Annotated in this window: 9 protein-coding genes, 11 tRNA genes and 3 rRNA genes; 21 read left to right on the top strand and 2 right to left on the bottom strand. The window is 42.6% G+C overall.

The genetic code is table 11. From position 1 onward, the window contains the following. Positions 1-46 precede the first annotated feature (46 nt). Complete coding sequence (locus tag GI584_RS01150) at positions 47-1093, top strand: Mrp/NBP35 family ATP-binding protein (protein ID WP_100362586.1); 1047 nt, start codon at positions 47-49, stop codon at positions 1091-1093. 36 nt (positions 1094-1129) lie between these two features. On the opposite strand, the gene gerD is transcribed toward GI584_RS01150, so the two are convergent. Further along, complete coding sequence (gene gerD, locus GI584_RS01155) at positions 1130-1798, bottom strand: spore germination lipoprotein GerD (RefSeq protein ID WP_153789947.1); 669 nt, start codon at positions 1796-1798, stop codon at positions 1130-1132. Positions 1799-1939: 141 nt separating this feature from the next. Between gerD and GI584_RS01160 the strand changes: the two genes are divergently transcribed. Beyond that, positions 1940-2527: a KinB-signaling pathway activation protein gene (locus GI584_RS01160; RefSeq protein ID WP_153789948.1), complete on the top strand. Its 588-nt coding sequence runs from the start codon at positions 1940-1942 to the stop codon at positions 2525-2527. A gap of 20 nt (positions 2528-2547) precedes the next feature. Here the strand turns inward: GI584_RS01160 and pdaB are convergent, their stop codons facing one another. After that, complete coding sequence (gene pdaB / locus GI584_RS01165) at positions 2548-3318, bottom strand: polysaccharide deacetylase family sporulation protein PdaB (protein WP_194842091.1); 771 nt, start codon at positions 3316-3318, stop codon at positions 2548-2550. A 155-nt stretch (positions 3319-3473) separates the two neighbouring features. Here pdaB and GI584_RS01170 point away from each other — a divergent pair, with 155 nt between their 5' ends. The 19 genes from GI584_RS01170 to GI584_RS01260 all read left to right on the top strand — a co-directional run bounded on the left by GI584_RS01170 (position 3474) and on the right by GI584_RS01260 (position 13951). Further along, complete coding sequence (locus GI584_RS01170; protein ID WP_100362582.1) at positions 3474-3695, top strand: hypothetical protein; 222 nt, start codon at positions 3474-3476, stop codon at positions 3693-3695. Positions 3696-4000: 305 nt separating this feature from the next. Beyond that, a 16S ribosomal RNA gene (locus tag GI584_RS01175) occupies positions 4001-5563 on the top strand. Between the two features lie 110 nt (positions 5564-5673). Continuing rightward, positions 5674-5750 (top strand) — tRNA-Ile (locus GI584_RS01180). A gap of 10 nt (positions 5751-5760) precedes the next feature. Then, positions 5761-5836: transfer RNA gene (locus tag GI584_RS01185), tRNA-Ala, on the top strand. Positions 5837-5939: 103 nt separating this feature from the next. Beyond that, a 23S ribosomal RNA gene (locus tag GI584_RS01190) occupies positions 5940-8852 on the top strand. A 197-nt stretch (positions 8853-9049) separates the two neighbouring features. Further along, positions 9050-9166, top strand: a 5S ribosomal RNA gene (gene rrf / locus GI584_RS01195). Together the 16S, 23S and 5S rRNA genes with 11 tRNA genes alongside form the textbook arrangement of a ribosomal RNA operon. Positions 9167-9206: 40 nt before the next feature. Continuing rightward, positions 9207-9281, top strand: a tRNA-Asn gene (locus GI584_RS01200). Positions 9282-9284: 3 nt separating this feature from the next. Further along, positions 9285-9356 (top strand) — tRNA-Thr (locus tag GI584_RS01205). 32 nt (positions 9357-9388) lie between these two features. Continuing rightward, positions 9389-9463: transfer RNA gene (locus tag GI584_RS01210), tRNA-Glu, on the top strand. An 89-nt stretch (positions 9464-9552) separates the two neighbouring features. Then, positions 9553-9628: transfer RNA gene (locus GI584_RS01215), tRNA-Val, on the top strand. Positions 9629-9634: 6 nt separating this feature from the next. Continuing rightward, positions 9635-9710, top strand: a tRNA-Thr gene (locus GI584_RS01220). 24 nt (positions 9711-9734) lie between these two features. Continuing rightward, positions 9735-9820 (top strand) — tRNA-Tyr (locus tag GI584_RS01225). A 58-nt stretch (positions 9821-9878) separates the two neighbouring features. Continuing rightward, positions 9879-9953: transfer RNA gene (locus GI584_RS01230), tRNA-Gln, on the top strand. Between the two features lie 36 nt (positions 9954-9989). Then, positions 9990-10065 (top strand) — tRNA-Lys (locus GI584_RS01235). A gap of 8 nt (positions 10066-10073) precedes the next feature. Beyond that, positions 10074-10149: transfer RNA gene (locus GI584_RS01240), tRNA-Ala, on the top strand. A gap of 354 nt (positions 10150-10503) precedes the next feature. Further along, positions 10504-11070: an RNA polymerase sigma factor SigW gene (sigW, locus tag GI584_RS01245; RefSeq protein ID WP_407647382.1), complete on the top strand. Its 567-nt coding sequence runs from the start codon at positions 10504-10506 to the stop codon at positions 11068-11070. 14 nt (positions 11071-11084) lie between these two features. Beyond that, positions 11085-11696, top strand: coding sequence for an anti-sigma factor family protein (locus tag GI584_RS01250; protein WP_100362373.1), 612 nt, complete (start codon positions 11085-11087; stop codon positions 11694-11696). A gap of 181 nt (positions 11697-11877) precedes the next feature. After that, positions 11878-12699 (top strand): diadenylate cyclase CdaA, encoded by an 822-nt coding sequence (gene cdaA / locus GI584_RS01255; RefSeq protein ID WP_153789950.1) that lies wholly within the window; start codon positions 11878-11880, stop codon positions 12697-12699. Then, positions 12692-13951, top strand: a complete 1260-nt coding sequence (locus tag GI584_RS01260) for a CdaR family protein (RefSeq protein WP_100362371.1) — start codon at positions 12692-12694, stop codon at positions 13949-13951. The genes cdaA and GI584_RS01260 overlap by 8 nt, the downstream gene beginning before the upstream one ends. Positions 13952-13982 lie beyond the last annotated feature (31 nt).

Below are 13982 nucleotides of genomic sequence, written 5' to 3' on the forward strand. Positions count from 1 at the left end.
TTATACTAGCAAATAGGACAAATAGTTTAAATTGAGGTGACCTATTTTGCTAACAGAACAAAATGTAATCGATCTTTTGCATAAAATGAAAGACCCCTTCTTACATAAGACATTCAAAGAAACCGATGGTATTGAAGAGGTCTCCATTAAGGAAGAGAAAAATCATATCAGTGTCAAACTAGCAATTGCAAAGACGAATACAGCGGAGCAAATGCAATTACAACAAGAATTAGTAGGTGCGTTGAAACAGTTGGGAGCAGCGACGGTTGGGTTACGCTTTAGCCAATTGTCTGAAGAAGTGATCGCTAAATTCCAGCCAACAAAAGAAGAAGATCCATCTTTACTTAGTAAAGATTCCAATACAAATTTCCTGGCAATTGCCAGTGGTAAAGGTGGCGTTGGAAAGTCAACCGTTACTGTTAATACGGCTGTTGCCCTGGCGAGGCTAGGGAAAAAAGTAGGAATTATTGACGCCGATATTTATGGCTTTAGTGTACCTGATATGATGGGTGTTGAAGAAAGGCCAAAATTGAAAGGCAATAAGATAGTCCCAGTGGAACGCTTTGGTGTCAAGATTATATCCATGGGCTTCTTTGTGGAAGATAATTCACCAGTAATTTGGCGGGGGCCAAGGCTTGGTAAAATGCTGACAAGCTTCTTCAAAGAAGTGGAGTGGGGAGAACTTGACTACCTGTTGTTAGACTTACCTCCAGGTACAGGGGATGTAGCGTTAGATGTCCACAATATGATTCCATCGTCTAAAGAATTAATTGTGACTACACCACATCCAACAGCAGCATTTGTTGCAGCGCGTGCTGGTCAAATGGCAATAAACACAGATCATGAAATCTTAGGTGTAGTCGAAAATATGTCATATTTTGAGAGTAAAGTAACCGGTGAAAAAGAATATGTTTTCGGTAAAGGTGGGGGCGACAAGCTAGCAGAAGTGCTGGATACGCAAGTAATCGGCCGACTTTCACTACAACAGCCATTTGAAGAAGAGGGTGTATTTGCACCATCCGTGTATCAAGAAGACCATCCTAATGGTAAGGAATATCTAGATATTGCCAAACAAATCATTGACCAATTTTAATAAAGAAGTGGAGCCTTCCATCAGGCTCCACTTCTTTTAGCTACTTTGTTGTTCTTCTTGTCCTTGTCCTTCTTGCTCTTTCTCTTGCTGCTGTTCGCCGGAACCGGAACCACCGGATGATCCACCCGATCCCGATCCTCCACCTTTTTCTGAAGGCTTCATTTCTTTAGCAGCTTTTAAAAGTAAATCGGTTATTTTTGCTTGGAACATTGGAGAATCAAAGGTTTCCTCCATTACTTTTTCTAAATGACTACGAAATTCTTGGCTAGTAACTGCTGTCATTAATTGTTGTTCCATTTCTGGATTTTTGAGCACTTCCATCAATTTTTTCTGATATTCTGAGTCACTCATTAATCTTTTGGTAACATCTTCTTGTTTATCCTGCAATGCTTTAGCAAATGATTCTACAAATTTCGGATCCTGGAACATTTTTTCCCAGAATTCTTTACCCTTATCAGAAGAAAGTGTTTCTGTTACGGCATCTTTAATTACTTTTGAATCGATCACATAAGTCTGCTGCATATCATCACTTGCCAAAACTTCTGTAATCGCCTTTTTTCCTTCATCGGTTTTCAGAATATCCGAGACCATTTTTTTGGTTCCTTCATATCCGTCACTTTCTTGATTAGCTGCATTATTTCCACCACCACCACAACCTGCAAGCAGTAGAAGACATATAACTAACATATATAAAAATCGGTTCATATTTACCGCTACCTTTCTTGTAAAAAAATAACCTGTATTTATAATATGGAGTCATTTATAATTAATATGTATGACAAGCGAAAAAAACTGAAGTTCGTGATAAAATACTTAACGAGATATAGAATGTAGGGGGATTTTATTTTGAAAAGTCGTAATGTCGTTCGATTGTTTTTTTCTACTTTACTTCTAGGAGGGCTTTCTACCCTCATTGCAAGCTTTTTCGTGAAAGCAGGAGTTTATGCAGAAAACTTTAATCCGTTTAATTGGTTTGAAATATTAGGTTTGCTTATTTTCTTTACTGGCTTGGGTTTTGTATTTAGTTTGATAAGCCAAATGGGCTTTTTTGCGTATTTAACAGTTAATCAATTTGCTTTAGGAGTTTTTCGCAGGTACTGGTCAACCGTTCAGGTTGTATTAATCGCCTTTGCACTCTTCGATCTTGTATATTTCCGTTATAGAAGTGTGGAAGATGGTACGATTACACCTTTCTTGTTAACCGCAATTGCTTTATTTATTTATAGTTGGTTTGTAGCAGGAATTAAAGCGAAAGAAACAAACAAAAAAACATTTATCCCAGCATTATTCTTTATGATTGTCATTACATCGATTGAGTGGGTTCCGGGATTGCGCACGGAAAATGGAGATTATGCATGGTTGATGATCGTACCATTGATATTATGTAACACGTATCAGTTGTTAATCCTTCATCGTTTAACCGAAAAGAAATAGACCTTCCTATTAGGGATGGTCTATTTCTTTTTAGACTGAAGTTCCTCTTGGTTTGTTTCTGCTTGTGTAATTAACTCAGAAATCGTCAGAAACTTTTTATCACCTTTGATTTCGGGTATAATAGTTTCCAGTGCCTTTTCTGTTTGTTTTACGCTATCTGAAGCATGGAGTAAAATGATGGACCCATTACTGATATTTTTCAAGATGTGATTGGAGATCTTTTCGGTTCCAGGGTTCTGCCAATCATTTGGGTTAATACTCCAATGGATCACTTTAAGGCCTTGACTCTCAGCTAAGCTAATGACTTCTTCATTTAAATGGCCATTGGGTGCTCTTAACAAATACGTATCTTCATAACCTAATTTAGAGAAGATATCTTTTGCTTTGTTTAAATCGCTTCTCACTTCATCTATCTCTTGCTCGACATATGATTGGTATTGGTAACCAAGCATTCCAATCTCATGATTGTCCTCTGCGATTTTTTCTAAAATGTCAGGATGCCTTTCAGCCCATTCTCCACTTACAAAAAAGGTAGCTTGAACATCTTCTTTTTTTAACCTTTCTAATATAGGAATAACTTGTTCATCACCATGGCTAATATTAAAGGTTAAAGCAACTGATGAATGTTCTGTATTTCCTGCATTTAAGGCCCGTGGATCATCTTGGTTTGAAAAAACCGTAGAGGTATAATTAAATTCCAAATATAGAAACAGGGCAACAAATAAAGCAATTGGAATAATGATGAATGCTTTTTTTTGTTTCTTAATATCTACAATATATAGACGTCTCACCGAAAATCCCCTCCATTTAGTTGGGCTTGTCTCCATTATATGATTGGTATTTCATTAATATGATGTCTAATTATGTTTAAATTTGAAAGAAACAGGAATATAGACAATAGATAGCGGGGAGGTTATTATTAAAATAGATATTAGGGGTGGACAAGATGTTAGGAATATTAATTAATGAGAAGGAGCAAAATGAACTGCAGTATGTGATTAAAAGAGAACTAGAAGAATTATTGTTGGATTTAGAAGATCATCGAATAGATAAAATGGTGAAGCAAGCCATGTGTGAGAGATATAAAATTATTTTTCATTTGTATACACGTGTGGCAAGTGAAGAAGAGATTAAGAAGTATATACCAAAGAAAGTACAAATTGAATAATCAAAATAGATACTATATCCTCCTTTAAAAAGAGATATAGTATTTTTATTTTTAAATAAAAAATCAAAAAAACCTCTTGCTTGCTACATATGTTTATGATATATTATTTCTTGTCGTCGTTAGAAAACGAAGCATTAAACATGGAAGAAAAAATCAAAAAAGCTATTGACTTCTTTTTTGATACATGCTATATTATATTTCGTCGCAAAAAACGACACAACATTGATCTTTGAAAACTGAACAAAACAACCAGTATGATTTTAAACATGAAACAAGCTAGCTTATAGAAGCGAGCGCAAGTCAACTTTATTGAGAGTTTGATCTTGGCTCAGGACGAACGCTGGCGGCGTGCCTAATACATGCAAGTCGAGCGCGGGAAGCAAAAAGATCTCTTCGGAGTGACATTTGTGGAACGAGCGGCGGACGGGTGAGTAACACGTGGGCAACCTGCCTGTAAGACTGGGATAACTCCGGGAAACCGGGGCTAATACCGGATAATACTTTTCTTCGCATGAAGAAAAGTTGAAAGATGGCCTTTGGCTATCACTTACAGATGGGCCCGCGGCGCATTAGCTAGTTGGTGAGGTAAGAGCTCACCAAGGCAACGATGCGTAGCCGACCTGAGAGGGTGATCGGCCACACTGGGACTGAGACACGGCCCAGACTCCTACGGAGGCAGCAGTAGGGAATCTTCCGCAATGGACGAAAGTCTGACGGAGCAACGCCGCGTGAACGAAGAAGGTTTTCGGATCGTAAAGTTCTGTTGTTAGGGAAGAACAAGTACCGTTCAAATAGGGCGGTACCTTGACGGTACCTATCGAGGAAGCCCCGGCTAACTACGTGCCAGCAGCCGCGGTAATACGTAGGGGGCAAGCGTTGTCCGGAATTATTGGGCGTAAAGCGCGCGTAGGCGGTTTCTTAAGTCTGATGTGAAATCTTGCGGCTCAACCGCAAGCGGTCATTGGAAACTGGGGAACTTGAGTGCAGAAGAGGAGAGCGGAATTCCACGTGTAGCGGTGAAATGCGTAGATATGTGGAGGAACACCAGTGGCGAAGGCGGCTCTCTGGTCTGTAACTGACGCTGAGGTGCGAAAGCGTGGGGAGCGAACAGGATTAGATACCCTGGTAGTCCACGCCGTAAACGATGAGTGCTAGGTGTTAGGGGGTTTCCGCCCCTTAGTGCTGCAGTTAACGCAATAAGCACTCCGCCTGGGGAGTACGGCCGCAAGGCTGAAACTCAAAAGAATTGACGGGGGCCCGCACAAGCGGTGGAGCATGTGGTTTAATTCGAAGCAACGCGAAGAACCTTACCAGGTCTTGACATCTTCGGATGTCCCTAGAGATAGGGAGTTCCCTTCGGGGACCGAATGACAGGTGGTGCATGGTTGTCGTCAGCTCGTGTCGTGAGATGTTGGGTTAAGTCCCGCAACGAGCGCAACCCTTGATCTTAGTTGCCAGCATTAAGTTGGGCACTCTAAGGTGACTGCCGGTGACAAACCGGAGGAAGGTGGGGATGACGTCAAATCATCATGCCCCTTATGACCTGGGCTACACACGTGCTACAATGGATGGAACAAAGGGCAGCGAAGCGGCAACGCATTAGCAAATCCCATAAATCCATTCTCAGTTCGGATTGCAGGCTGCAACTCGCCTGTATGAAGCCGGAATCGCTAGTAATCGTGGATCAGCATGCCACGGTGAATACGTTCCCGGGCCTTGTACACACCGCCCGTCACACCACGAGAGTTGGCAACACCCGAAGTCGGTGGGGTAACCTTTGGAGCCAGCCGCCGAAGGTGGGGCCAATGATTGGGGTGAAGTCGTAACAAGGTAGCCGTATCGGAAGGTGCGGCTGGATCACCTCCTTTCTAAGGATTAAAGGAACACCTTTTTTACAAGGTGCAAAAAAACATACTGCGTTGTTTGGTTCAGTTTTGAGGGATTAATGTCACAACCCCAAACACAACCTTTTTAGAATGGGCCTGTAGCTCAGCTGGTTAGAGCGCACGCCTGATAAGCGTGAGGTCGGTGGTTCGAGTCCACTCAGGCCCACCATTCTATTCAAGGGGCCTTAGCTCAGCTGGGAGAGCGCCTGCTTTGCACGCAGGAGGTCAGCGGTTCGATCCCGCTAGGCTCCACCATACAAATGATATGTACCTTGAAAACTAGATAAGAGTATGACAAGACATCAAACAAAAACCAACGCGCTTTTCATGCGTTAAGCATAGTAAGTATTGTAAGTATAGTTAAGTGAAGAAGGGCGCACGGTGGATGCCTTGGCACTAGGAGCCGAAGAAGGACGGGACAAACACCGATATGTCTCGGGGAGCCGTACGTAGGCATTGATCCGAGAATTTCCGAATGGGGAAACCCTCTACTCGTCATGGAGTAGAACGTACATCTGAATTCATAGGATGTACGAGGCAGACCCGGGGAACTGAAACATCTCAGTACCCGGAGGAAGAGAAAGCAAACGCGATTTCCCGAGTAGCGGCGAGCGAAACGGAATTAGCCCAAACCAAAAAGCTTGCTTTTTGGGGTTGTAGGACACTCCATTGGAGTTATCAAGAAACACATTAGACGAAGCGGTCTGGAACGACCCGCGACAGAAGGTAAGAGCCCTGTAGTCGAAAGTGTGTTTCCTCCGGAGTGGATCCTGAGTACGGCGGAACACGTGAAATTCCGTCGGAATCCGGGAGGACCATCTCCCAAGGCTAAATACTACCTAGTGACCGATAGTGAACCAGTACCGTGAGGGAAAGGTGAAAAGCACCCCGGAAGGGGAGTGAAAGAGATCCTGAAACCGTGTGCCTACAAGTAGTCGAAGCCCTTTCATGGGTGACGGCGTACCTTTTGTAGAATGGACCGGCGAGTTACGATCCCCTGCAAGGTTAAGTGGAAGACACGGAGCCGCAGCGAAAGCGAGTCTGAATAGGGCGATATAGTAGGTGGTCGTAGACCCGAAACCGTGTGATCTACCCATGTCCAGGGTGAAGGTCAGGTAACACTGACTGGAGGCCCGAACCCACGTATGTTGAAAAATGCGGGGATGAGGTGTGGGTAGGGGTGAAATGCCAATCGAACACGGAGATAGCTGGTTCTCTCCGAAATAGCTTTAGGGCTAGCCTCAAGGGATGTATGTTGGAGGTAGAGCACTGATTGGACTAGGGGCCCTCACCGGGTTACCGAATTCAGTCAAACTCCGAATGCCAATCATATTACCTTGGGAGTCAGACTATGGGTGATAAGGTTCATAGTCGAAAGGGAAACAGCCCAGACCGTCAGCTAAGGTCCCCAAGTATACGTTAAGTGGAAAAGGATGTGGCGTTGCTTAGACAACCAGGATGTTGGCTTAGAAGCAGCCATCATTTAAAGAGTGCGTAATAGCTCACTGGTCGAGTGACGCTGCGCCGAAAATATACCGGGGCTAAACGTATCACCGAAGCTACGGATTGTTCTTCGAACAATGGTAGGAGAGCGTTCTAAGTGCAGTGAAGTCAGACCGTGAGGACTGGTGGAGCGCTTAGAAGTGAGAATGCCGGTATGAGTAGCGAAAAAGAAGTGAGAATCTTCTTCACCGAATGCCTAAGGTTTCCTGAGGAAGGCTCGTCCGCTCAGGGTTAGTCGGGGCCTAAGCCGAGGCCGAAAGGCGTAGGCGATGGACAACAGGTTGATATTCCTGTACCACCCAATTCCGTTTGAGTGATGGGGGGACGCAGAAGGATAAGGAATGCGCACCATTGGATGTGTGCGTCGAAGCAGTAAGAGCGTCAGATAGGCAAATCCGTCTGGCAAGCTTGAGCTGTGATCGGGAGGGAAATAGAGTACCGAAGTTCCGGATTTCACGCTGCCAAGAAAAGCCTCTAGCAAGGAAAAGGGTGCCCGTACCGCAAACCGACACAGGTAGGCGAGGAGAGAATCCTAAGGTGATCGGGAGAACTCTCGTTAAGGAACTCGGCAAAATGACCCCGTAACTTCGGGAGAAGGGGTGCTCCTTTAAGGAGGAGCCGCAGTGAAAAGGCCCAAGCGACTGTTTAGCAAAAACACAGGTCTCTGCGAAGCCGAAAGGCGAAGTATAGGGGCTGACACCTGCCCGGTGCTGGAAGGTTAAGGGGATGCGTTAGCATTAGCGAAGCGTTGAACCGAAGCCCCAGTAAACGGCGGCCGTAACTATAACGGTCCTAAGGTAGCGAAATTCCTTGTCGGGTAAGTTCCGACCCGCACGAAAGGTGCAACGACTTGGGCACTGTCTCAACGAGAGACCCGGTGAAATTATACTATGCGTGAAGATGCGCATTACCCGCGACAGGACGGAAAGACCCCGTGGAGCTTTACTGTAGCCTGATATTGAATGTTGGTACAGCTTGTACAGGATAGGTGGGAGCCTGAGAAACGTGAGCGCTAGCTTACGTGGAGGCGCCGGTGGGATACCACCCTGGCTGTATTGACCTTCTAACCCAGAACCGTGATCCGGTTCGGAGACAGTGTCAGGTGGGCAGTTTGACTGGGGCGGTCGCCTCCTAAAATGTAACGGAGGCGCCCAAAGGTTCCCTCAGAATGGTTGGAAATCATTCGTAGAGTGTAAAGGCAGAAGGGAGCTTGACTGCGAGACCTACAAGTCGAGCAGGGACGAAAGTCGGGCTTAGTGATCCGGCGGTACCGAATGGAAGGGCCGTCGCTCAACGGATAAAAGCTACCCCGGGGATAACAGGCTTATCTCCCCCAAGAGTCCACATCGACGGGGAGGTTTGGCACCTCGATGTCGGCTCATCGCATCCTGGGGCTGTAGTCGGTCCCAAGGGTTGGGCTGTTCGCCCATTAAAGCGGTACGCGAGCTGGGTTCAGAACGTCGTGAGACAGTTCGGTCCCTATCCGTCGTGGGCGTTGGAAGTTTGAGAGGAGCTGTCCTTAGTACGAGAGGACCGGGATGGACACACCGCTGGTGCACCAGTTGTTCCGCCAGGAGCATCGCTGGGTAGCTACGTGTGGAAGGGATAAGTGCTGAAAGCATCTAAGCATGAAGCCCCCCTCAAGATGAGACTTCCCATCTATTCGATAGAGTAAGATCCCTCAGAGACGATGAGGTAGATAGGTTCGAGGTGGAAGCATGGTGACATGTGCAGCTGACGAATACTAATCGATCGAGGACTTAACTATAATATAAAGTGAAAGCTACTGGTCAATAGCGTACGGATAGATCAGGCAGACTAGAGCACAGAGTTTTCCTGTGCGCCAGGAAGCATGAACTATACGCTAGCTATTAGGAGCTTGAACTAGCATACATTTTGTTTGATCTTGTTCCATCACTCTTATCTAGTTTTTAGGGTATATCCCTTATACATCATTATACAAAGTCTGGTAGCGATAGCGGAGAGGTCACACCTGTTCCCATGCCGAACACAGTAGTTAAGCTCTCCAGCGCCCATGGTAGTTGGGGCTCGCGCCCCTGCAAGAGTAGGACGTTGCCAGGCTGAATTAAAACAGCTTTGAGAAGCATCAGTTGTAAAACATTCCACAGTAGCTCAGTGGTAGAGCAATCGGCTGTTAACCGATCGGTCGTAGGTTCGAATCCTACCTGTGGAGCCATTTGCTTCCATAGCTCAGCGGTAGAGCACTTCCATGGTAAGGAAGGGGTCGCCGGTTCAAGTCCGGCTGGAAGCTCTGCTATTTTTGTGAGACTTAAATAAAGTATTGGCCCGTTGGTCAAGTGGTTAAGACACCGCCCTTTCACGGCGGTAACACGGGTTCGAATCCCGTACGGGTCACCATATTAACACTTAGTTATTTTTTTATTAAGGATGGCATGTTAAGGCGCAACGTCCTGTTGCAACGCATGCACTAGCATATCCTGTGCTTCGGAGGATTAGCTCAGCTGGGAGAGCACTTGCCTTACAAGCAAGGGGTCGCAGGTTCGAGCCCTGCATCCTCCACCATTTTGAGCCGGTCTAGCTCAATTGGTAGAGCAACTGACTTGTAATCAGTAGGTTGGGGGTTCAAGTCCTCTGGCCGGCACCAGCTAATTTCATAATGTTTATGCATGGAGGGATAGCGAAGTTGGCCAAACGCGGCGGACTGTAAATCCGCTCCCATCGGGTTCGTAGGTTCGAGTCCTACTCCCTCCACCATTGTATAATATTTATTTAAGTGTATATACTATCTTTTGTACACTTCATTTCATTATGTTGGGCTATAGCCAAGCGGTAAGGCAACGGTTTTTGGTACCGTCATGCGCTGGTTCGAATCCAGCTAGCCCAGCCATTTTTTATGTGCAAAAAAATAATGATGAACTTATTAGAGCCATTAGCTCAGTTGGTAGAGCATCTGACTTTTAATCAGAGGGTCGGAGGTTCAAATCCTCCATGGCTCACCAGTTTGTAAGGGGCCTTAGCTCAGCTGGGAGAGCGCCTGCTTTGCACGCAGGAGGTCAGCGGTTCGATCCCGCTAGGCTCCACCATCTTAAAAGTATATATTTAATACGAAGCGGTTTTCCTAGAAGAAGGAGACGGCTTTTTTTGTGTCTTTGGATTCCAATAGGTTTATTATCTAAAATATACGTGGGAAATAGGCTTTTTAGAGAAGGTTCGATATGAAAATAATAATCCACATCCTCAATGTTCTAAACTGAGAGAGTCCAACTCTACATTTTTTGTGAAAAATTGTCATTAATCAACAAAAATGTACATTTTCTTGATATAATATCTTTGATTAGTGAAACAAAAAAAGCTATCAAAAAAAATTAAAATAAGTGAAACTTTTCTTTGGGGTATCTCGTAATTAAAGTAACCGCAAATGTAGCGGAGGTAATTAGATGATTGAGGAAAAAATAAAACAAAATATAAAATTAGTTAAAAAGGGAGATCAATCAGCATTCGAAGACATTGTTGCATTTTACCAAAACAAAGTCTTTGCCATATGTTATCGTATGATTGGGAATAAACAAGAGGCCGAGGATATAGCACAAGAAGCCTTTATTCGAGCGTATCTTAATATCCAATCATTTGATGAAAATCGAAAATTCTCTACTTGGCTTTATCGAATTGCAACGAACCTAACGATTGATAGAATGCGTAAGAAAAAACCAGATTATTATCTTGATGCAGAGATAAAAGGTACAGATGGGTTAAATTTATATGCACAATTACCGGATGATCAAGCTCTGCCAGAAGACGAGGTAGAGAGTTTAGAAATGCAAAGTTATATACAAAATGAAATAATGGAACTCCCTGCTAAATATCGGAGTATAATTGCTTTACGTTTTTTAGATGAGCTATCTCTTAAGGAAATAAGTGAAATAATGGAAATACCTGTGGGGACAGTCAAGACGAGAATCCACAGAGGCAGAGAAGCTCTTAGAAAAAGGCTTCGCCATGTTTAAGGGGTGTGAGTGAAATGAAATGTAATAAAGAAATAGTTGAATTAATGCATCAGTATTTAGATGGTGATATAACGAGAAATGATGAACAGCGGTTACGCTCCCATTTACAATCATGTGAAGCTTGTCAAAAACATTTCCAAGAATTAAAAAGAACGGTAGCATTAGTGACAGCCAATATAGAACTAAAACCTTCAACAGACTTTACTAGTAATGTAATGGCCGGGTTGCCTAAAGAGAAGAAGCGTATGACGGCGAAAAGATGGATGAAATTACATCCAATGATAACAGCAGCTGCCATCTTCTTTATCTTTATGTTCAGTGGTATTTTATCTGCATGGAATCAAGAACAGCAGCAATTAAGCTATCCTAAAGGCCAAAATTTAATTGTAGAAAATGATACTGTTATTGTCCCGAAAGATGTGGTTATTGAGGATGATCTAGAAATAAAGAATGCCAACGTGAAAGTGGAAGGAAAAGTCTTAGGTGATGTTATCCTTATTAATGGAGAGCACCTATCTGCCTCTGCAGGTAAAATAGCAGGGGAAATAAAAGAGGTAGATCAAATATTTAATTGGATGTGGTATAAACTAAAAGACCTTGTTGAAAGTGTTTTTAGTTTGGATTAACAAGAAAGACAGTGATTCTTATTTATTTAATAAGAGTCACTGTTTTTAGATGCTTTTGATAATGCAAACATACAGAAAATCTTACATTTAATTAAGGGTTGTATAAAACATATGTTATAATAAAAAATAACTACAAATTGAGATAGGAAGAGGATTTAGATGGACATAAGGTTGTGTTTGCATGCTTAATGGTGACTTGAACTTACTAGATATTGTCAAAATCATCGCAGATATTGCCATTGTTTGGTATGTTTTATATAAATTATTGATGCTAATTCGTGGTACGAAAGCGATCCAATTATTAAAAGGTATCTTCGTTGTCATTATCATTTATCTTGTGAGTGTATTATTCGATTTAAGTACAGTACGTATGATTATTTGGCAAGTAATTATGTGGGGACCTTTAGGGATTATAATATTATTTCAGCCGGAATTAAGAAGAGCATTGGAGCAATTAGGAAGAGGAAGCTTTTTTACTCGAAATACAACTTCCGAGGAGGAAGAACTTAATCAATCAATTGAAGCAATTGTGGCTTCTTGTAAATATATGGCCAAAAGAAGAATTGGAGCTTTGATTACGATTGAACGTGAAACGGCAATGGGTGATTATGTATCAACTGGTATCCCAATTAATGGGAATTTAACGAATCAATTGTTAACGAATATATTTATTCCAAATACGCCTTTACATGACGGTGCTGTTATCATTAATCGAGATGAAATTGTGGCGGCAGCCTGTTATTTACCATTGTCTGAAAGTCCTTTTATCTCCAAAGAATTAGGAACACGCCACAGAGCAGCACTAGGTATTAGTGAAGTAACAGATGCCATTACTATTACTGTATCTGAGGAAACGGGTAACATATCGTGTACCAAAAATGGTGAGTTACACCGGAATCTGACGACAGAACAATTAGCAGAAATCCTCGAAACCGAGTTAGTGAATAAATTTAAAACCTCAACGACAAAGGCATGGAATTGGAGGGGTAAAAGAAATGAATAAGTGGTTGGAAAAACCATGGGTTATCAGAGTTGTTGCCTTGATACTTTCTGTCTTGCTTTTTGTTGTCGTTGCATTTGATGAGAATGTTTATGATAATGACGATGGGTTTGAGATGCCATTTGGTAATACAAACGAAACGCAAACATTGGATGATGTACCTGTTCAAACACAAATTGATCAAGAGAGATATGTTGTAAGTGGAGTGCCAGAAACCGTAACAGTTTCCTTGCAAGGATCAGTTAGCTTGGTAACATCAACCGTATTACAACGTAATTTTGATGTGTTTGTAAATCTTGAAGATACTGGTACGGGTACACATACAGTGCCAATCGAATATTCTGGTATTCCTGATCGGCTCAATGTTTACATTGAACCACAGGAAGTGGAAGTAACGATAGAAGAAAGAGCTAGTCTAGAATTTAATGTTACGATAGATACGGTTAATAGGGACAAAGTGGAAGAGGGATATGAAGTTGCTAATGTCTATTCTGACCCTGAGCAAATAACAGTTACCAGTTCAAAAAGTATTGTAGATAAAATAGCGATAGTAAAAGGTTTTGTTGATGTCAGTGGTTTCAGCGAATCACAGACAATCGAAAATGTCCCTGTAAAAGTATATGATAGTCAAGGAAATGAACTAAATGTAAGAATCGATCCGCCGACAGTCGATGTGTCTGTGGACATGAAAAATCCGAATAAGACTGTCCCGATTTCCATCGAAACGGAGAATGAACTACCAGAAGATGTTCGAGTAACTTCGATGGAATTAGAAACAGAAGAAGTACAAGTGTTTGCTGCAGAAAGCTATTTAGATCAATTAGAAGAAATCGCTACAGAACCTATTGATTTAAGCCAAATTTCTGAAAGTGGCACGATCGAAGTACCTTTAGTAATACCTTCAGATGTTAGAAAGGTAAATAGTGAGACAGTCAATGTTAATATAGAAGTAGAAACAATAGAGGAAGAGACGGTAGAAGATGTCACGATTGAGTACGAAGATGAAGTAGACGAGCTCTCCGTATCATTTATCGAGCCAGATACCAATAGTATGAATATCACCATGAGAGGCTTTCCGTCTGATCTATCAGATGTAGCAACAGCGGATCTCCAATTAACAATTGATATTGGAGATCTTGCTCCTGGTGAGCATCAGCTTCCAGTTGAACTCAGTACACCTGAAGATATACCGGAAGAAATAGAATTTGAAGCGGAATATGACCAAGTAACAATAAATATCGAACAAGAAGAATAATACATATAGGCAGAATTAATTTGGATAAGTT

It is taken from the genome of Gracilibacillus salitolerans (genome assembly GCF_009650095.1).
Classification (GTDB): Bacteria; Bacillota; Bacilli; order Bacillales; family Amphibacillaceae; genus Gracilibacillus; species Gracilibacillus salitolerans.